This window comes from Proteus vulgaris (genome assembly GCF_033708015.1).
GTDB lineage: Bacteria > Pseudomonadota > Gammaproteobacteria > Enterobacterales > Enterobacteriaceae > Proteus.
On the sequence record NZ_CP137920.1, the window covers coordinates 2,055,376 to 2,076,016 of the forward strand.

The 20,641-nt window shown below is 35.6% G+C and carries 19 protein-coding genes; 6 read left to right on the top strand and 13 right to left on the bottom strand.

The features are described 5' to 3' along the window. Window positions 1-93: 93 nt before the first annotated feature. The 4 genes from SB028_RS09800 to SB028_RS09815 all read right to left on the bottom strand — a co-directional run bounded on the left by SB028_RS09800 (window position 94) and on the right by SB028_RS09815 (window position 4,613). Window positions 94-1,545, bottom strand: a complete 1,452-nt coding sequence (locus SB028_RS09800; RefSeq protein ID WP_069367120.1) for an AMP nucleosidase — start codon at window positions 1,543-1,545, stop codon at window positions 94-96. Window positions 1,546-1,611: 66 nt separating this feature from the next. Then, window positions 1,612-2,901: a hypothetical protein gene (locus SB028_RS09805; protein WP_069367119.1), complete on the bottom strand. Its 1,290-nt coding sequence runs from the start codon at window positions 2,899-2,901 to the stop codon at window positions 1,612-1,614. Between the two features lie 126 nt (window positions 2,902-3,027). Continuing rightward, window positions 3,028-3,936, bottom strand: coding sequence for an AEC family transporter (locus SB028_RS09810; protein ID WP_069367118.1), 909 nt, complete (start codon window positions 3,934-3,936; stop codon window positions 3,028-3,030). A 191-nt stretch (window positions 3,937-4,127) separates the two neighbouring features. Next, complete coding sequence (locus SB028_RS09815; protein WP_069367117.1) at window positions 4,128-4,613, bottom strand: GNAT family N-acetyltransferase; 486 nt, start codon at window positions 4,611-4,613, stop codon at window positions 4,128-4,130. 143 nt (window positions 4,614-4,756) lie between these two features. Here SB028_RS09815 and SB028_RS09820 point away from each other — a divergent pair, with 143 nt between their 5' ends. From SB028_RS09820 to SB028_RS09830, 3 genes are read left to right on the top strand one after another with little or no spacing between them, the layout of a single operon-like run. Next, a complete protein-coding gene (locus SB028_RS09820) occupies window positions 4,757-5,866 on the top strand; it encodes a 1-acyl-sn-glycerol-3-phosphate acyltransferase (RefSeq protein ID WP_069367116.1) in 1,110 nt (369 codons plus the stop codon). Further along, complete coding sequence (locus SB028_RS09825) at window positions 5,860-6,741, top strand: phosphatase PAP2 family protein (RefSeq protein WP_248620696.1); 882 nt, start codon at window positions 5,860-5,862, stop codon at window positions 6,739-6,741. Before SB028_RS09820 ends, SB028_RS09825 begins: the two co-directional genes overlap by 7 nt. Further along, complete coding sequence (locus SB028_RS09830; RefSeq protein ID WP_069367115.1) at window positions 6,725-9,238, top strand: PEP/pyruvate-binding domain-containing protein; 2,514 nt, start codon at window positions 6,725-6,727, stop codon at window positions 9,236-9,238. The genes SB028_RS09825 and SB028_RS09830 overlap by 17 nt, the downstream gene beginning before the upstream one ends. A 90-nt stretch (window positions 9,239-9,328) precedes the next feature. Here the strand turns inward: SB028_RS09830 and SB028_RS09835 are convergent, their stop codons facing one another. Continuing rightward, window positions 9,329-9,814 (bottom strand): hypothetical protein, encoded by a 486-nt coding sequence (locus SB028_RS09835; protein ID WP_069367114.1) that lies wholly within the window; start codon window positions 9,812-9,814, stop codon window positions 9,329-9,331. Window positions 9,815-10,074: 260 nt separating this feature from the next. On the opposite strand from SB028_RS09835, the gene catA reads away from it, so the two are divergent. Continuing rightward, complete coding sequence (catA, locus tag SB028_RS09840) at window positions 10,075-10,716, top strand: type A chloramphenicol O-acetyltransferase (RefSeq protein ID WP_069367113.1); 642 nt, start codon at window positions 10,075-10,077, stop codon at window positions 10,714-10,716. A gap of 70 nt (window positions 10,717-10,786) precedes the next feature. Here catA and SB028_RS09845 read toward each other — a convergent pair whose 3' ends face one another. The 4 genes from SB028_RS09845 to SB028_RS09860 all read right to left on the bottom strand — a co-directional run bounded on the left by SB028_RS09845 (window position 10,787) and on the right by SB028_RS09860 (window position 15,080). Beyond that, the gene (locus SB028_RS09845; protein WP_069367112.1) at window positions 10,787-11,779 is read right to left on the bottom strand and encodes an alpha/beta hydrolase family protein; all 993 of its coding nucleotides are present in this window, start codon (window positions 11,777-11,779) and stop codon (window positions 10,787-10,789) included. A gap of 170 nt (window positions 11,780-11,949) precedes the next feature. Next, window positions 11,950-13,515: an alkyl hydroperoxide reductase subunit F gene (gene ahpF, locus SB028_RS09850; RefSeq protein ID WP_069367111.1), complete on the bottom strand. Its 1,566-nt coding sequence runs from the start codon at window positions 13,513-13,515 to the stop codon at window positions 11,950-11,952. Window positions 13,516-13,585: 70 nt separating this feature from the next. Further along, window positions 13,586-14,149: an alkyl hydroperoxide reductase subunit C gene (gene ahpC / locus SB028_RS09855; protein ID WP_006536680.1), complete on the bottom strand. Its 564-nt coding sequence runs from the start codon at window positions 14,147-14,149 to the stop codon at window positions 13,586-13,588. A gap of 280 nt (window positions 14,150-14,429) precedes the next feature. After that, window positions 14,430-15,080 carry a hypothetical protein gene (locus SB028_RS09860; protein WP_077885058.1) on the bottom strand — a complete coding sequence of 217 codons (651 nt, stop codon included), beginning with the start codon at window positions 15,078-15,080 and terminating at the stop codon, window positions 14,430-14,432. Window positions 15,081-15,333: 253 nt separating this feature from the next. Here SB028_RS09860 and SB028_RS09865 point away from each other — a divergent pair, with 253 nt between their 5' ends. Continuing rightward, window positions 15,334-15,507, top strand: coding sequence for a hypothetical protein (locus SB028_RS09865; RefSeq protein ID WP_171729892.1), 174 nt, complete (start codon window positions 15,334-15,336; stop codon window positions 15,505-15,507). A gap of 60 nt (window positions 15,508-15,567) precedes the next feature. Here the strand turns inward: SB028_RS09865 and tnpA are convergent, their stop codons facing one another. Then, on the bottom strand, window positions 15,568-15,960 hold the full coding sequence (gene tnpA, locus SB028_RS09870) for an IS200/IS605 family transposase (protein ID WP_318860128.1): 393 nt from the start codon (window positions 15,958-15,960) through the stop codon (window positions 15,568-15,570). A gap of 56 nt (window positions 15,961-16,016) precedes the next feature. Here tnpA and SB028_RS09875 point away from each other — a divergent pair, with 56 nt between their 5' ends. Beyond that, the gene (locus SB028_RS09875; RefSeq protein WP_318860131.1) at window positions 16,017-17,186 is read left to right on the top strand and encodes an RNA-guided endonuclease TnpB family protein; all 1,170 of its coding nucleotides are present in this window, start codon (window positions 16,017-16,019) and stop codon (window positions 17,184-17,186) included. A 177-nt stretch (window positions 17,187-17,363) separates the two neighbouring features. On the opposite strand, the gene SB028_RS09880 is transcribed toward SB028_RS09875, so the two are convergent. The 3 genes from SB028_RS09880 to SB028_RS09890 form a co-directional block, all read right to left on the bottom strand. Beyond that, complete coding sequence (locus tag SB028_RS09880) at window positions 17,364-18,887, bottom strand: carbohydrate porin (RefSeq protein WP_069369129.1); 1,524 nt, start codon at window positions 18,885-18,887, stop codon at window positions 17,364-17,366. 566 nt (window positions 18,888-19,453) lie between these two features. Then, window positions 19,454-19,609, bottom strand: coding sequence for a hypothetical protein (locus tag SB028_RS09885; protein ID WP_171729941.1), 156 nt, complete (start codon window positions 19,607-19,609; stop codon window positions 19,454-19,456). Next, the gene (locus tag SB028_RS09890) at window positions 19,602-20,456 is read right to left on the bottom strand and encodes a PadR family transcriptional regulator (protein ID WP_069369128.1); all 855 of its coding nucleotides are present in this window, start codon (window positions 20,454-20,456) and stop codon (window positions 19,602-19,604) included. Before SB028_RS09890 ends, SB028_RS09885 begins: the two co-directional genes overlap by 8 nt. Between the last annotated feature and the right edge of the window lie 185 nt (window positions 20,457-20,641).

Genomic DNA, 20,641 nt, shown 5'->3' on the forward strand with positions numbered 1-20,641 from the left:
CCTATTATAAAAAATATCTATTTGATAATACGTCTTAAAATCCCCAATTATCGGATTGTTGTCCAATAATTAGGGATTTTTATTGCTTACCTTTTATCTGAACGGTGGCTCATTAAATGTCCTTAATTTACGGGAGTGTAAATTACTCTCTTCTTGTTTAAGTAATTCAATAGCTTGAATACCAATTTGTAAATGCTCTGATACCGCCCCTTCATAAAAATGATTAGCCTGACCGGGTAATTTAATTTCACCATGCAATGGTTTATCTGATACACACAATAAAGTGCCATAAGGAACACGAAAACGATAACCTTGTGCGGCAATTGTGGCACTTTCCATATCAACAGCGACAGCACGACTTAAGTTAAATCGTCTCGCTGAAACCGAAAAACGTAATTCCCAGTTACGATCATCTGTTGTAACAACAGTCCCTGTTCTTAATCTTTGTTTTACTTCATGCCCAGGTTTACCGCTGATCATTTTCGTCGCATCATAAAGTGCACGTTGTACTTCAGCAATATTTGGGATAGGAATATCAGGAGGTAAAACGTCATCTAAAATATGATCATCACGTAAATAAGCATGAGCTAAAACATAATCACCAAGTTGTTGGCTTTCTCGTAACCCGCCACAATGACCAATCATTAACCAAACATGAGGACGTAAAACGGCTAAGTGATCACAAATTGTTTTCGCATTTGAAGGACCAACGCCAATATTCACTAATGTTATTCCGGGACCTTCTTTAGCAATTAAATGATAGGCGGGCATCTGATATTTCTTCCAAGTTAAATCCGATATTAACTTTTCAGGATCAACGGTTTCTGCTGTAATTCGCTGAAACCCAGCACAAGAAAGTGCACAATATGGACTATTTTTATCAGCAACTTGATCGCAAGCCCAACGAACGAACTCATCAACATAACGATTATAATTTGTGTATAAAATATAGGGCTGAACATCTTCAGGTAATGTACCTGTGTAATGTTTTAAACGTGCCAATGAAAAATCAGTACGTAATGCATCAAAATGAGAAAGTGGTAATATTTCCCTATTACAACTTACACCATCGGTAATTTCATCACCGATTTTAGATAAATCAGTGGTTGGAAAATATTTTGCTAAAGAGGCACTCATCTTTCTATCAAAACCAATGCCTGTTCCATCAATCACAAAAGGATAAGGAATTTCTTGTTTTGAAGCGGTCACTTCAAAAGTGGCATGGTAAGCATCAGCAATAAGTTGTAGTTGTTCTGACAGATAATTTTCAAATAAAGCTGGATTAGTGATCGTGGTAGAATAATTACCTGATTTTGATAATCGACCATAAGCGCGTGTTTTATCTTCTGTTTTAACTTCACCTGACCAATATACCGTTAATTGAGGATAAGCAAATAATCCTTCCGCTCTCTGTTTTACATCAGGTAACTTTCCATCTTGAGCATAATCAATAATGGCATTGCGCAAAGCATCAACAGCATTTTGATATTGTTGTTTTAACTCATTAATAATTTTTTGAATTTCTAGATTATGAGGTTGTGACATAAAAGAGCCTCTTATTTATTATTGGTTTTATAGCTATCATAACAAGAAGCTCTCTTTATCCCAAGATCAAGATTTTAATAAACTATATTCAACTTTACTTTCATTAGGGAGAATGGTTAGTTTTTTCATCAAATCAGGATTAAATTCAAATTTGATATTTATACTTTCTTCCAGTAAAAGAAATCTATTTTGTTTATAATTAAATTTATCGCCAATTTTATCGCTCATTCTATTCATAATTTCATTTTGATATTTAGCTAATGCGGTATCTACCTTTTCCCTTGTTATAGGAGAATCGACAAAATTTTTAATGTATAAATTCATAGAATTATGATCAAATTCATTTAAAATAGAGTCTGATAGCTGACTTACCTTTTCAATATCACAATCTGTAATTTCCTTTTTATTGTTGACCGTTATAATGTATGAGTTATCTTTCTTTTCTATATTAACAGATGTCTTTCCTGTAAAAGGTGAGTACATTGAAGCTATATGCTCATATTCTTCAAATGAATTTTTTATTATTGGGAAAATACCTTGATTGAGCAATTCAAAGATAATCATAGTATCTTGATTATTTAATGGTTTAAGTTTATTTTCTAACAAAGCGATATCAGATATCTTTTCACCATTGAATTTCAAATCATATCTTGATATATCGTTCTCTACCTGTTCCCTAAGTTTTTCGTAACTATGCGACTCTGTAGAATCATATATATTTTTGACTAATTGTTCAGTATCAATATTAACTAGATATTTTTTACTATTTTCTTTCAAATAATCGTATTTATCATTGAATGATTCTTTTGCATCAAAGGCATTACTATCAAACCGTTGATTGTCAAGAGAACTATCTTCATCATTAAGACATTCAGTAAGAATTTTTCTAAATGCACTAAACTTTTCCCCAAAATCATTGTCATCATTACTTAATGTAGACAGTTTATAACTATTATTAATAAATTCACCTAGTTCTTCACTACTATAGTTTTTTAAATTTAAATTGAGTTCATTCTTTATAGCGTTAACAAGTGGTGTGACATCACTACTTGATTTAATAATTTCACCATTAAAATCAATACAATAATCAATATTATTGTTATTTAATTCATATTGAAAATTATTTCTATACTGTTCTCCCGCAAGTTTCTTTAAGTGAAAGAAATCTCTATTTTTTTCTAGCACTGTTGTTTCTTGGCTAAAATAAATATTATGAATTAAGGTTAATACTTTTTTTTCCTGACTAAATCCAAACCAGTCTTTTATTTTTTCCCAAATAGTCATTACATCAGATGGTGAGTTATCTGCTAATTTATTTATTTTTTCCTGACTAATATTCGCATTTGAAATTTTCATATTTGACTTTATTCCCAATTTAAACAAATAAAAAATAAAGATAATGAAAAATAAAATATTTTAATATAAAGAAACGTCACAAAATCATGCATAATTAAATATAAAGAATATTTCACTTTTAAAAAATCATCCTGATAGCAAGCTTAATACAATAGGCAGTGTGATTGCTGCAAACATTGTTTGAGAAGTAATGATCCCTGCCATTAACTCAGAATCGCCCCCTAACTGTCGGGTTAAAATATAAGATGTCGGAGCCGTTGGAATAGAAAAGAAAATAACGAGAAGTATTGTGACAAGTGGTGATAAGCCTAAAAAGTAAGCAACACTATACGCGATCATCGGTACAATAAGTAAACGAGTAACGGTATTAATACTAATCATTTTACTTTCTGCTTTTAGTGTTGATAGATGTAATGCCGCACCAATACAAATAAGTCCCAAAGGTAAGCTGGTTGCTGCTAACAATTTGAGAAATTGATCGCTCCCAAAAGGAAGCCCAACGCCTGACAGATTTATTATGATCCCAATAATACAAGAGATAATTAAAGGATTTTTTATGATAGGCAATACGAGTTGACGCAAAGTCACATTTTGTCCCGCGGTTAAACAAAGCACTGAAGTAACATTGGATAATGGAACTAGCGTTGCCAATATTAATGCAGCGATCCCTAATCCTTCAACACCAAATAGATCAGCGACAATGGCTAACCCTAAATAAGTGTTAAATCGAATATTACCTTGAACAATTGCACCAAAACGTCCAGCAGACCAACCTATCGTTTTTTTCAACACAACACATAATACTGTGACAATAATCACCACAGAAAAAATAGCCCCGGCAAGATGAGGTAATTGAGGATCAGATAAAGGCGCATTTGCCAAGCTATTGATCAATAAAGCAGGAAAAAGTAAAAAGTAGTTAAGTTTTTCAGCTCCAACCCAAAATGCCGGTTCAAACGTTTTATTTCTTCTTAAAATTGCACCTAGCGCAATTAACGCAAATAACGGCCATAACGTTAATAACACATTTTGCATAATATTTGTCCTAAAGATATCGTAATACTTTACAATATCGCAACATCATGCAGATTTCTATTTTATGTTATTAATATAAAAGCCAATTCAAAAAATGATAAAAATAAATTTATACCGCATTTTAAGAATAGCTTTTTTATTATTATTCCATTATAAAAACCCTCTTTTTAAGATGGTCAAGATACATACAGCTAATCTAAATCAATCCACATACGGTAACAATGTAAATTTGCTTTCGCTAAATCAGAATAATAATCACGTTCTTCTAATGCTTTAAATCCCTGCTTTAAATAAAATAACACTGCATTAGGTGTTGCATCTAAAAATAACTTGGATTGCCCTCTCTTCATTGCTTCATGTTTTAGCTGTTTTAAAATGAGTCCTGCAAATCCTTTCCCCATATATTCAGGTAAAGTAAAAATCGCTTCAGCAAAACCCGTTTTAACATCTAAAAAACCCGAGGCAATAGGAATATTATATTCTTGATAATCAATTACATAAAACGGATTGTCAATAATAGCCCGTCGATATCCTTCAGGCATTTCATCAGGCGTCCATGCGGCTAAAACTTCTGATGAATAAACATTCTCACAACCAAATCGCAGTGCTTGATTTCGTAAATACCACAACCTTTTGGCTTCCTGTGGTTCAGCGAGTCTAAGTTGAATCATACTCATTTTCATCTTATTCATTAGAATTAAGAGCCTCAAATTAGTGTAATTATTTTATTCTACTGATGTTTTTAAATTTTAACTTTTTAGTGTTACTTTTTTTAAGCGCGTGATATGTTTTTGAAGAAGGAATAATATAAGGAAATCTCATGCCTAATTCAGCACTATCTTCACCAATAAAAAAAAACGCCCCTTTTGTTGCTGGTTCTCCACTTCCTTTTTATTATCAATTTATCTCTTGTGCAATTAGAGAAATCTATTTTTCTAAAGTTTCACTTATTTACCATAATAGATCTCAAGCTGAAAATACACATCCTAAGTTAATTCTATGCAGCCATCGTAACAGTGCTTTTGATGGTTACATTGCATTAAAAGCCTTTCCTAACACTCAAGCTTTAGCTTCAATTCAATTGTTAAATAGCCCTTTGATGAGAAGTTTTTTTACGGGTATTCCCGTGGTCAGGAAAAAGGATAGACAGCGTTTAGGTATAAATGCAAATGTATTTTCAAGTCCTTCAGATGCTGCAATTGCACATATAAAGGCGGGTGGAGATCTCCTATTATTCCCAGAAGGCAGTAGTGAGTGGGGTTTCCAGCCATTGCCTTATCAACGAGGTGCCGCAAGAATAATCAGAACATTGCTCAGTGAGGGCGTCATTTTTGATATCGTTCCTATGGGATTGTTTTATATCGCTCCTGATAAATTCAGTTCAAAAGTGGAAGTTTATATTGGTGAAAATATTTCTATAAACTCACAAAAAGATAATTTATCAATCAGAGAATGGGAAAAAAATATTCATACGGAAATTTCCACATCACTAAATAAAATTTCTGTTAATTGCCCCAATATTGATATTTTTGAGAGAGCATCTGCTTATGCTTTTAATAAAAATAAAGAAGGTGAATCTTATGCCAAATCCTTTATTGATTATCAAAATAACCCACCTCAATCAAGTAATGATGATCAATATATAGAAAATAAGCCTCAGCTCTCTATATTAATTTGGCGTTATATTTCATTTTTATTTATGTATATTTTATTTCCAATATTATTATCATCATTTATTGCGTCTCATTTTGCTGATGCCCGTAATACTATTAGCTTTTTTAAAATAGTCGGTGGCGCAATAGCAACTGCTATTTGGATCCCTATCTTAGTCATACTCCTATTCTTTTTCCCAATATTTATTGGTATAAGTTTAGCTAGTGCATTATTCGGTTTTATCTTAATAAGGAAGAAAGGCGCTCAAATATGTTAACCACTAAAGCCAGGATGCTTTTTAACCATTTATTTTCTCTACAACTATTTATTATTTGGGCTTTGGGAACTTATGGAAGTTGGTTAACGATGCAGACAGAAATGTTGTTCCCCATATTTTTCGGCTTCTTTTTATGGGTGTTGCTCATTTTTGTTGGATACAAAACACAACACGCTCCCTTTCAGTCTCGATTCTATTGGTTTGGTTTATTACAGCTGATTACTTGTTGGACTATTTTCCCGCTGTTTAAATCAATTCGCTATGGTTTATACCAATGGAATTTTGATGATATTTTATATCATCTAGATAAACTCCTATGGTTCGGGAAAAGCTTACCAGAATGGACTATTTCTTTGCAGTCTGGTTGGCTAAGTGAATTCCTTTCCTTTTGCTATTTTAGTTTCTACTTTTTGATTATTGGTAGCGCCCTTTTCTTCTTTTTTAGTCGAAATAGTATACTGACTAAAAACTATTTTTTTGGCTTAATGCTAATGTATTTTTTTGGTTTTATAGGCTACTTTTCGATTCCAGCCGCAGGCCCTTACGCTGCATTTCCTTCTGATTTTAGTTATCCCGTTCACTTTGGTTCTATGACTCTATTTCTGACAGATCTCGTTGATAAAGGTATTACTGGAATGGATGTCTTTCCTTCATTACATACAGGGATCACACTTTATCTTGTTGGTTTTTTCTATTTTTCTGGTTATCGAAAAACAGCATATTGTTTATTTCCTATTCTAATAGGACTAATCTTGGCAACCGTATATTTACATTACCATTATGGTATTGATGTTATTGTCGGTACCTTACTTGCATTATGCGTGCTTTATATCACTTGTAAAAATAATAAGGTCGAATATGGAACTCATTTATAAAATTAACGAGCCAATCGCTTCTGAAGTCTCTATTAGCGGAGGTAAAGGCGCAAGTTTAGCAAAAACAATTCAATCATTACCTGTCCCTGATGGTTTAATTCTTTCTTGCCAAGCTTACCAATTATTCATCACGCCCTTACTACCTGAAATCAATCGTTTATTATCAGAAAAAAAGCAAGAACTTGAAGTCATTAGTAAAAATATTCGCCATTTAATTTTACAAGCTTCTATGCCAGAGGAATTAATTCACTCTTTAAGTTCAAGACTCAATGAACTCCAATTAAATGATACTGCTTTAGCCGTCAGATCTTCTGGGACATTAGAAGATATGCCTGGCGCTGCTTTTGCTGGTCAACATGACACCTTATTAGGTATTAAAACGTTATCTCATTTGCTCGATGCTATTCGCCAATGCTATGCCTCTTTATGGCATACTCACGTTATGCTTTATCGCCAACATTTAAATTTGCCACACACTCAAGCATCAATGGCTGTTGTATTACAAAGAATGATAAATGTTCAAAAACAAGAAGCCGCAGGTGTCGCTTTTTCTGTTGATCCGGTTCAAGGTTCTCTTTCTACGGTATTAATTAATGCAGCCTTTGGTTTAGGTGAAACCGTTGTTGCAGGTGAAGATCCTGTCGATGAATTTCTTATTGATAGAGAAAGTTTAGAAATAAAACAGACAACTATTGCTCAAAAAACAAATGCCATTGTGATGATTGATAATGGCACTGAAATTTTGCCACTTGAACCCCAAAATCAATCTATCCCCTCTTTAACGCCAGAGCAGTGTAAACAAGTCGCTGAGCTCGCTATCTCAGCCGAAAAATATTTTGATTTTCCGCAAGATATTGAGTGGGCATTTCACGATGGTAAATTATGGCTTTTACAATCGCGTAATGTGACACAAATTGCTCCCATTTGGACAAGAGAAGAATCAGCAGAAAGGTTTCCTAATCCTATAACGCCATTAACATGGGATATGTGTGAAGCTGGTTTTCATTCATCATTAAACTTTAGCCTTAATCTTATGGGACTTCCGTCATTTAATGGCAAATGGTTCGGGGTACAAGGTTATTATATCTATGGCAACCAAAATGCGGTTTCCTTGTATAGTAACCGGCTCCCCACATCAATGATGAATGATTTGCCTACCTTGTTAAAATCTTTGCCTGAAATTGCACAAAAATTCAGTTGGGTGCAAGAATTACCTATTACTTGGATGCGCGATTTAGATAAATATTTAATCTCTATTGGTGCATTGATGAATGAACCATTACAGGATAAAAATTTGTCTCAATTATGGGATTATGTGCAAAGAATTAATAAGTTAGGTGCTGACTATTTTTTACCTAATATTGCCATATCCTTAACTCAGCGTTCACTCTACTCTGCATTGATGGCATTGCTAAAGCTCTTCTTTAAAGAAGAAAAATATGCTCATACCGCATTCGATAACTTAATTGCTATGTCTGAAACTAAAACGGGACAAGTGAATGCTGAACTTTGGGCACTTTCTCGCTATGTTCGTCATCAACCAAAACTTCTTAATCTTATAGCATCTCTTGTTCCAGAAAAGATTATGCAAGAAATCGAGGAATGCGATCCCCATTTTTACCAGCAGTTCTCATTATTTTTGGCAAATCATGGACATCGAGAATTAGATTTTGATGCCTATCATCCAACATGGTTGGATGCTCCACATATTGTATTAACTCAGATTAAAGCAATGGCTGATTTAGCTGATGATAAACAAACAGATGACCCATTAAGTAAAAAAATTCTACAGTCAGAAACTGAATTTTCAATTATTTCGGATGCTCCTGAAGAATTACGTTTCTTTTTACAAGAAATAATTCGGTTAGCGCGCGTTTATACTGCATTAGATGATCTAGAACATTATCAAACAACTCGACTCGCACTACCTATGCGTCGTGGATTAAAAGCATTAGGTGAAAGATTAGTTATTCGCAGTGTTTTAGATAACCCTATGGATATTTATTTTGCTAATGAACAACCTTTAGCTAACGCAATTCTTGCAGATAATCCCACTGAGTGGAATCAGCTACGCCATCATATATACCAAAATAAGGCAGGATATCTAAAAGCAAAATCAGTCACACCACAATGGGTCTATGGTGAAGAGAGTTGTAATGAGCTAAATACAAATGCGCATCAATTAAAAGGACTGGCAGGCAGTGCTGGAGTTATTGAAGGTGAAGTTTATCTTGTTTATGGTCCAGAGAATTTTGCCGAATTTCCTCAGAATGCCATTTTAGTTGCTAGAACAACTAACCCTGCTTGGACGGCACTCTTTTATCGAGCATCTGGCATCATTACAGAAAGTGGTGGTCCTCTGTCCCATGGTGCGGTTACGGCCCGAGAGTTAGGATTGCCTGCTGTAATGGGTGTACGTAATGTATTAAATATGTTGCAAAATGGTCAAAGAGTCAGAGTTGATGGACAAAAAGGAATAATAGAGATCTTATCTTAATAATGGAATAAATAAAATCATTGCTGTGAAATTAAAAAAGCATCTTTCCTGATGCTTTTTTAATTTTTTATATAATAAAATATTAGTTGATTATTTTATTATTCTGTCATATTTATCGCTATTATTAGTATTAATGTCTACCTTATAAGCAGATGGTGCTAATAATGCAACAAGTCCTCCAAGTAATAAAATAAAAGAAAATACCATCATCATGGTTGGTGCATTAAATAAAAAATAAGGTATTAATACTATCGGGCTAGCTGTAAAGATGAGTGAGATAATGACTGGATATTTAATACCAATATCTCTCACTCGTTGAGATAAAATAAGCGTAAATACGTAAATTTGTATCATAACTAATGCTGTTTCCATTACAGCATAGAGTGTAAAAGAGAAACTATAATAAAATGCATTTTCAATAATGGAAGACGTATCTTCTGGATAAAGACGTATATAGATTTGCTCTATCAAGATATCAGCGATACTAAATAAAACTGACCAAACAATTTGTGCACCTAAAAAAGACAATCTTCCTCGCCTTTTTTGTTTCCATAGATAAGCAAGTTTAGCTTGCATAATAAATCCTTTCATATTTTTCAAATAAAATTCTTATGTTTTTATCATAATACACTTAATGCCTTTATCCAAACCATTACTACTGCAAATTAGTAAAGCACAAAAATACCTTTATAAATTAGTGGATATTGCGATAATCCTTACTCTATTAAGAATAAAAATTTAATTTATAGGGAGTTATCATGCAACCCATTCAAACAACCCGTTTAGCCCTTCTTTTTTAAAAAATCGTTATATTATTTAATAAGAAGGGCTTTAAAATGAACTATAAAAAAATCGATTTAGAACAGTGGAATAGGAAAGAACATTTCTTACACTATCGCCATAACTTACAGTGCGGCTTTAGCTTAACAACTAAAATAGATATTACTGCCTTAAAGGTTGTATTATCTAAAAATAATCTTAAGCTTTATCCTGCTATGATCTATTTGATTACAAAAGTAGTTAATAGCTATCCTGAGTCTAGAATGGCAATAAAAAATGATGAGTTAGTTATTTGGGATAAAATCAATCCTGCGTACACTATATTCCATCAAGAGACTGAAACATTTTCTGAGTTATGGAGTCAGTACTTTGAAGACTGGCACTCTTTTTTACAAGGATATAATCAAGATTATCAAAATTATAAGGATAATCTTAGCCTATCAGCAAAGCCAGATTTTCCTGAAAATCATTTCTGCATTTCAATGATCCCATGGATAAGCTTTGATGGATTTAATTTAAATGTAGCTAATGTAAAAGATTATTTTCCTCCTATTTTTACTATGGGAAAATACTCCCTACAAAGTGACAAAATTTTATTACCAATATCGATTCAAGTCCATCATGCTACATGCGATGGTTTCCATATGGCTAGAATGATCAATAAACTGCAAGTGTTATGTAATGAGTTTTCTGGCTAATAATATTAATCATTAAATAAAAAACCGCTCTTTTATCGACTAAATAAAAGAGCGGGTTATTTTTTTTAAATTATCTCACTTGCTTATTGATCCATTTAATTTCTTCATTAGTGAACCGAATATTACTTTCTTTAGTTGTATCAGTATCTAACAAAATTTTATCTTTAATTAATTTACTGACAGGCACAATAATATTGAAATGATCACCATTTTTAATGTTATATATTTTTAATGGAATATCATGCATTATTGCTACACCACGTAATTCATTAAATTCACTCCAAAAATAATCACGTCCTTCAAAATAGAAAGTAGGTGTTTTTATTGATTTAATATAACGGTATACAGAACGAACATTAAATTCTTCTTCTTTATTTCTATCAAAAGGCAATTCAACTATCATATTCCCTTCTGCGCGTAATTTAAGATCGGGTATTCCGCCCAACGAGAAAACAGCTCTGAATTTATCACTATATTCACTTGCTAATAATGCTCTGGTACCTCCCGTACTATGTCCAACAACATAGATGCGTTTAGAGTCAATATAAGGCAATGATGCTAAATATTCCCTCGCCGATTCTAAATCTTCTAATTCGCCATAAAACATTTCATAGCGGCCTGGGTTGGTATTTTCACCACGGAAAGAAGGTATCATCAACACCATATTGGGATCACGAAATATAGCACCCGTTTGATCGTTATCAACCGGTTTAGGTTGCCAAAAATAGTCGTCACCACCAATTCCACCATAACCTCCATTTAACCAAATCACCGCAGGTAATTTCACTTTTTTATTTGCAGGTGGTGGTGTTAAATAGGCATACATATCCCCTGGTTTTGCTGGATATTTAATCACATTAAATATTTCTGGTGGTGCTTCCCAAGGCGGATCAATATTATCAAAACTGTCGTTTATAATTTCGGTTTTAAAGCGTTGATGCGCTTCAAATAGCGTTTCATCACGAACTTCAATCTCTGCATTAACAGAAAAAGTGCTAGCATATAGCAGGGAAAAAAGTAGCGCAGGAACAATTTGTCGAAAATGTTTATTTTTTATATTCATATCAATCAACTTCCCTATAGATTATTTCAGTGCCAAGATAATAACATAGATTGTTTAGAATTTATGAATAGGCAAAGGAACGAAAATAAAAAACAGGAAATAGAAAAAAGCACCTCAATTGAGATGCTTTAGACAATATAAAATAGTTAACTTATTTGATAATACTTTTCTTATTTTGCACTCGTACGAATTAAGTAATCAAATGCGCTTAGCGAGGCTTTTGCTCCTTCACCGGCGGCAATGATGATTTGCTTATAAGGTACTGTTGTACAGTCACCCGCAGCAAACACACCTTTAATATTCGTTTCGCCACGGGCATCAACAATAATTTCGCCCATTTTATTGCGCTCAACAGTACCTTCTAACCATTGTGTATTAGGTAATAAGCCGATTTGAACGAAAATGCCTGCTAATGCAATATCATGCATAGAATCATTAGTACGATCTTTATATTTTAGACCCGTTAACTTAGTGCCATCCCCATAAACTTCTGTAGTTTGTGCATTTAAGATAACGTCTACATTGCTTAAGCTACGTAATTTTTTCTGTAATACCGCATCTGCTCTCATTTCTGGAGCAAATTCTAATACTGTTACGTGCTCAACCAAACCCGCCAAATCAATTGCAGCTTCAACCCCTGAGTTACCACCACCAATAACAGCAACTTTTTTGCCTTTAAACAGTGGGCCATCACAGTGTGGGCAATAAGTTACACCACGTGTGCGATATTCATTTTCGCCAGGAACATTCATATTTCTCCAGCGAGCACCTGTTGCAATAATTAAGCTACGGGTTTTTAAAATAGCGCCTGATGCTGTTTCAATTTGATGTAACTCCCCTTCTGATGCCCCAGGAATTAAGCGACTAACAGTTTGACTATCAATCACATCCACTTGGTAATCATCAACGTGTGCTTTTAGTGCGCCCGCAAGCTTTGCACCTTCTGTTTTTGGTACAGAAATGTAGTTTTCAATATCAACAGTATCCAGAACTTGCCCACCAAAACGTTCACCAATAAGACCTGTATTTAAACCTTTACGTGCTGAATAAACCGCCGCTGATGCACCAGCAGGACCACTACCTACAATTAATACATCAAAAGCATCTTTTTGGTTTAACAATTCTGCCGTACGTTTTTCTGCATTACTGTCTACTTTGTTAACGATTTCCGCTAAGGTCATACGACCCTGACCAAATTCGTTACCATTTAAGAATACAGCAGGAACGCCCATGATATTACGTTCCTGAATTTCATTTTGGAACATGCCTCCGTCGATCGCTGTGTGAGTGATCTTCGGATTTAAAATCGCCATTAAGTTTAATGCCTGAACAACATCAGGGCAGTTATGACAAGAGAGCGAATAATAGGTTTCGAAATGAAACTCACCGTCTAACTGACGAATTTGTTCAAGTAATTCTTGTGCTTCTTTTGATGGATGACCACCCGTTTGCAGTAACGCTAAAACTAATGACGTAAATTCATGACCTAATGGCGAACCTGCAAAACGAACACCCGTTTCTTTCCCTGGGTTGGTAATAAGAAAAGATGGTTTGCGTACATTAGCGTTATTATCTTCACGATAAGTGACTTTATCGGATAATGGTTCGATTTCTTTTAATAATTCTTGGATATCAGCAGAATGTTTGCTGTCGTCTAATGTTGCTACTAACTCAACTGGCTGGGTTAATCGTTCTAAATAAGCTTTCAATTGAGCTTTTAAATTATTATCTAACATTTTTGCACCCTCAATAAAATCGGGTGCCGAAACACCCGATAAATAACTTTTTTAGTGGCTTAATTCTTATTTAGATTTTGCCAACTAAATCCAGTGATGGAGCTAAAGTTGCATCACCTTCTTTCCATTTTGCTGGGCAAACTTCACCTGGATGGCTAGCAACATATTGAGCAGCTTTAACTTTACGCAGCAGATCTGATGCATCACGGCCAATGCCTTCAGCAGTGATTTCGATTGCTTGGATGATACCTTGTGGGTCAACAACAAAAGTACCACGATCTGCAAGACCTTCGTTCTCACGCATATTTTCAAAGTTACGAGTTAATGCGCCAGTTGGGTCGCCGATCATGCCATATTTGATTTTACCGATAGTTTCTGAGCTGCTGTGCCATGCTTTATGGGTAAAATGTGTGTCAGTAGAAACTGAATAAATTTCTACGCCCATTTTTTGGAACTCAGCATAATGGTCAGCTAAGTCGCCTAATTCAGTTGGGCACACAAAAGTGAAGTCTGCAGGGTAAAAGAAGAAAACGCTCCATTTGCCTTCGACGTCCTTTTCAGTCACTTCTACGAATTGACCGTCTTTAAATGCCATGTTTTTGAATGGTTTGATTGGGGTATTAATTAAAGACATTGTATTTCCTCCTGTTTGGTATGGGAACTAATGTACCTATTCCACTTGAGAATAGCTAATACATTCCTGCTATCAGTTCAATAGGTTTTACCTAATGAGTTGAAGAAATTGATAGAGCCAGGTTAACTAAATGTAGCGATTAAAGCAAATACACAACAAGTCAATTGCGCCTATCTTTTATTGTTTTCCCCTTTGTTTAACATCCTTAATTTTAGTAAAAATAAACTCATAACATTATGAATTATAAACTAATATTAGTGCTTCATAAATCAATTCAATATTATGGTGTCAATTTGGCAGGCTTGAGAAGAGTATAAGTACATTCAAATGCTGCCTTCTGAATACGATAAATATCTTGGCTATCTGTTGTGGATTGGACAACGGCATCGCCCGATTGAAAACGTTGCAATTCCCCCCAAGGTGCCTTCATAACAAATGGAGGTGTAGATTCCGGTACAATAAAGTAATTCATTTCGATACCTTTTGGCGTAAAAGGCTGATAATCACTAGGATAAGAACCTACATTAATTTCACTATTTTCTGCGATATTGTAACGTTGAACAAATTTGGCTTTTCTTACCAAGATCTCTTCATTACCTGTTTCTGGGCAAATATTTTGTACTACCCAATCACCTACTTTTGCTGGTTCTGAAACGGTTTCAATTCCTTCACCTTTAATTATCGTTGTGATGATCTCACCTTCTTTAGCGGGTCTTGCTAAGACCGGTTTTGTTTTAATGGCAACACCGGTGATCCCTGCTTGCTGAGCTTGCGTAAAGTAAGCTACGCGTTCTTTTTGCGGTAATTGAGAAAGATCATTAGCACATACAAATGAAGGAATTAAGGTTAAACCTATCAATAGTATTTTTGTTCTGTTTTTCTTATAGAGCTTGTCGCGACTTGAATAACGGCTTTGTATATAAAAAGGCATTGAATTGTTTCCTGGTAAATATCATTCGTACTTAATACGCTAGTGAAGCATCTCTAAATGTTAAAGCGATTATGGCAGGAAATAAAACATTGGCACGAGTAAAATCAGTTACCTAGCCGAAAAAGATCAAAAAATCGAGAGTTCTCACAACTTAGAAAAGAAAACATGTAATTAAGAGAAAAAAGGGGTAAGTCGTTAAATAAAGCATTAGGATGTTTCATCATCAAGCCTATTTAATTAAAAGGAATTACTTATGCAAATAATTTACCCTGATGACTATTCAAAAACAGGAAAACCTGATGAGGCCTTTGAACAAGAATATCGTTGCGTTCAAAGGCTAAATATTCATTGTTTGTTACTCTCATCAGAAGATATGGCATTAGCGAAAAACGCCGTAAACCCTCGCCCAGTGCGGGCGGAGATATAAGGCGAAAGGCCTGCAGGGCTTTAAAGATCAATCAGGCGTTGACTGGCTCTGAACGTAGGCTCAGAGTGTTTCAATCGTTGCCCCTCCGGTGCTACAGACAAAGTACGACCTTGACCACAAAAGTCCCGTTTTACTTTGTGTCCGTAAATGTGTGTTTTGCTGGCGCAGCAGGCGCGACGATACTGATTTCAGATTGTTGACCATCACACTGACCGCCAGTTTTGGCGGGTAAGCAACCAGCAGATGCACATGGTCAGGCTCTCCGTCCATCTCAATAATTTCGCATTCAAGTTTTGCCGCAGCGGAGTCAAATGCATCACGCAGTTGAGCGATCATCTGTCCGTCAAATAGCTTACGTCGATACTTTGTCGTAAAGATCAGAGGCACGACCAGTTTACTGACACGGTGCCGCTTTCTGAGGAATTCCGCCAGTAAATCATCATGATTACTCAATTGATATATTGCCCTAACATGTTAAAATAAAAACATTATATCAATGAGCGCTGATGATGTTAAGAGCAACAAAAGTACGCATCTACCCAACACCAGAACAGGCTGAATATCTCAACGCTCAGTTCGGTGCGGTTCGTTTTGCGTACAACAAAGCGCTGCACATCAAGAAAGACGCTTACCAGCGGCACGGCGTAAATTTAAACCCGCGTAAAGACCTTAAACCGCTGCTTGCAGTGGCGAAAAAATCCCGCAGATATGGGTGGCTTAAAGAATATGACTCCATAGCATTGCAGCAGGCGGTGATTAACCTTGACGTGGCTTTCTCCAACTTTTTTAATCCGAAACTAAAAGCCCGTTTTCCCACGTTTAAAAGTAAGCATGGCAGACAATCTAGCTATCATTGTGTCGGGATCAAAGTCATTGATGGCGCGATAAAAATCCCGAAAATCGCACCGATTGAAGCGCGTTTACATCGTGAAATTACGGGGGCGCTGAAAAGTATCACACTGAGTCGCAGCGCAACCGGAAAATACTATGCGTCACTACTCTGTGATGACGGGGTAGAAGCACCGGCAAAGCCAACATTGATATCAAATATCACGGGGCTTGATGTGGGGCTAAGTCATTACGCCATCAAATCAGACGGCAATAAGATTGCTAATCCGCGCCACCTTATCAATGCCAGCCGTCACCTACGTCGAAAACAAAAAGCCTTATCTCGCAAGCAAAAAGGGAGTGCTAATCGCCGTAAAGCCCGAATACAGCTTGCAGGTGTACACGAACGGGTAGCCAATGCCCGTGCTGATTTTCAACACAAACTCTCTCGTGCAATTGTTGACGAAAACCAAGCGGTAATTGTAGAGACACTGAAATCGGCGAATATGATGAAAAACCACTGTCTGGCTCGCGCTATCGGTGATGCAGGCTGGCATGGTTTTATCACAAAGCTGGAATATAAAGCCGCAGAAAAAGGCGTCCATCTGGTAAAACTGGATCAATGGTTTGCCAGTTCGAAAACCTGTCATTGCTGCGGTCATAAAATGTCAGAAATGCCACTACATAAGCGTATCTGGCAATGCCCTGAATGTGGAGTTGAACATGACCGAGATATCAATGCGGCAATCAATATCCGACACAAGGGCATATTGGAATTACACGCGGCGGGACTCGTCGTTTCAGCCCATGGAGACCCGCGTAAATCCGTCGTACAGAGGGTTGCGGTCTGAGAAGTGGGAAGCCTCGCCGTTTACGGTGGGGAGCAGTCACTTGAGGCTTTTCTCTTATCTGGCCTCTGATATTCTAGTAGATAGGCAAACTATATAAAAATATAAAGACCTCAAAAACCAGTGACACGCTGGATCTTGAAGTCTTTATATAGCTAACAAGAAGTACTAAAAGTAAAGTTAAAATAGATATTTAAAGCGAATACGGGCACCGTAACGATCTTTATCACTGTTATGTACATTAATATCGTCTTTACCATCTATTCGTGAATAATAAGCACCTAAATAGGTTTTAAAATTATCCATATCTAAAATATTGGGTAGTTCATAAGACGCAAATACAGTGTTGATGTTGTACTTACCAGGATTGAGCGTTAAGTAGGTGTCATTTTGATTGCTACTGTTTCCACTTTTTTGATAATAAGCTTTGATATCATTATGAGCATAAATGTAACCAAGTTGGAATTTGCGCCATAACACATTACTACCAATAGAAAAATCATTTTCATCTTTAGCGTCGAGATAAGCCGCACTTAAATTTGCAACAATACCGTTAATAGGATCATCCGTTAATGTATCCCATTTTACTGTTAAGCCATAACCCGTACGTCGTGATTGATCTTGAAATTTTCCATTTTCATCATCATAACCATAGGCTTTACTTATCACGTTCGCATCTATTGCTCCTGCAATAGTTAAATTGTCTTTCTGCCATGCAATAACAGGACGCATATAAATAACATTTTTGCGATTATCAAGTTTACGCCCGTGGTACTCTTGGTCTTTAAAAACGGACGTTCCATCTTCAATTAAAGTATTTAGTTCAAAATACCAATCGTTATAGTATGTGTTAACCATCATACTACCACCATCACTACTACGACCTCGCCCTTCTTTCATCATATAAATATAGCCAAATCCATCACCATATAAATCATTTGCTGTATTACCTGAATACTCAACAAAAGTATCTTGATTTAGAGGGAACATGTCGTAAGCTTCATAACGACCAATTTTATATTGCCATTTATCACGCTGCCCAAAATAGAAAACAGCATCATCTAAATTCATTTTACCTGTCATGTCAGCCATGGGCTGAGCGCGAAACCCCGCATAATTGCCGTTTTTTAATTCTCGTTCACCATCCACACCAATCAAAATACGCCCGTTAAGTGACCATCTTTCATTATCATTAAAGTCTTTTTGATGGCCAGGTATCATTCTCATCGATGTTAGTTGCCCTTTCTTACTTGCAGCATCGATATTATATTCAACGTCACCATACAGTTTGAGATCACCCCAATTTGTATTGGTAGAAAAAAAACCTTCACCTTCTTTATTTTTCGTATTCGTAAGTTGAGCCGATTGTTTTTGTTGGATCTCATTAAGTTGAGTTTGTGCAATATTGGCTTTTGCTTGAGCTTCATCAGATTGTTTTTCTAATATAGCAACGCGCTGCTCCATGTTGATGCCTGTAACATGATCCGTTGTTTTCTTTTCTTGAGGTAGGCTGTTGGAATTAATTAATTGCTCAAGGCGAGCTGCCTTTTGTTCTGCGACAGCAGCTCTCGCTTCAGCGGCAGCCGCACGTTGTTCAAGAGCATTTAACCTTGCTTCAATTGCACTTATATCGGTTTGTGCGTTTGCATATAATGGCGTAGTGAGTATTAAACTTATCAAAACAGATAATGCTTTTACTTTCATTCGAATATTCCTAAATTAGCAAATGTTGGTTTAACAGGTACGGCAAATACATAACAATCAATTTAGTTGTTCGATTGTTCTATCTGATGAGCGTATTGTTATTCTTATTCGATAATATCTTATAAATATCAAATAGTTATTCGCATCACTATTTCTATTCTTAACAATAAATAAACCGATACTTTTATTACCTTGCTATGATTTATTGCTGGTTAACTTCCAGCATCATAAGTAAGGATACGTTTGAACTAAGGCACTTATTCTCGTTTAAGTACTTACAGACGTTTATTATTTTGATACGGTAGTTAATGTATTGTTACTTTAAGCATATCTCTGGTTTAAGTTTTCAAATTTTATAATGGATTCACTAGCCTAAATAAAATAAACACTAATATGGAACATTTCCATAATCATTTGTTATTTTTTTGATGTGAGTACAATAACCGAAGAAAAAGGACGAAAATGACCATCAAAAAATGAAATATGGCGGGGAATGGATTGGATTAGAAAGGAAAGGAGAAGGACTGACAGAGGTCATGTCATTATATAACCTCCGTCCATCATTATCATATTCTGCCAGGTTTACGTAACGCTCTACGAAAGTAAGAAACAGGCATTTTAGGGCAAGTTTGTTCTTTTACTGCTGGATTATTTTCCAACTCTTCTTTGTCTATTTCATTATTTCTTCTTGAATTTTGTAGCTGAGTATCTGTTTTATTCATCTTCTCTTTCCTCTGAGATCAGTGCCTCATTGATAGCTTCAATTTTCTCAACTGCTTCATTAAGAATAGAAGCAATACGTCCTGCTCTTTCCACAGAGAGCTCTTTTAAAACTAATTTATGGCGTAACACGGCTTTTAATTTACCAACAGCAGATTCAATTTCCTCAGACACACCACCTGCGTTTTGAGATAAATCTCTTGCATAAGCCAGTTTTTTTTGAATATTGGCATCTATATCTTTATGTTCTGCTAAAAATGCAGTGCCTTCAGATGTAATGCTGTAGTTTTTACGACCTTTTTCAGCAATCGTAGCAACTAATAGATCTTGCTCTTCAAGTAGTGTTAGCGTTGGATAGATAACACCAGGACTAGGTACATATAATCCTGAAGAAGCCTCATCTATTTCTTTAATAATTTCATAACCATGACTTGGTTTTTTCGAGATCATACTAAGTAATAAAACGCGTAAATCACCATGATCAAACATACGTTTTAACTGACGACTACCTTTACCTCTGCCGCCACATCCGCGACCACGTTGTTTTCTATGTCCATCAGAACCATGACAGCATTCACCACGCCCTTCATGTCCGTGACCATGTTCACCATGACAGCATTCACCACGTCCTTCATGTCCGTGACCATGTTCACCATGACAGCATTCACCACGCCCTTCATGCCCGTGACCGTGTTCACCATGACAGCAATGCTCGCTATGATTTTCTTGGTGGCTATTATGTTTACCTTTACCACTGCAACGCCTTTTTCCGTGACCTTGTCCATGACAACTATGTTCGCCATTTTCAGCACGCTGTTGATAAAGTGAGTTTAATGCTCGAATCATCATAAATATTCCCTCATTGTTTTAGATATATCGAATTTATGTCATGCAATATAATCCGATATATCTAAATGATCAAGCTTTAGATATATCTAAATGAAAATCTAAATTGACCATCTGGTTAACAATATGATTTATCTATGATTAAATATTTTAGAACATATGCTAATTATGAATGATTATCATTCTCT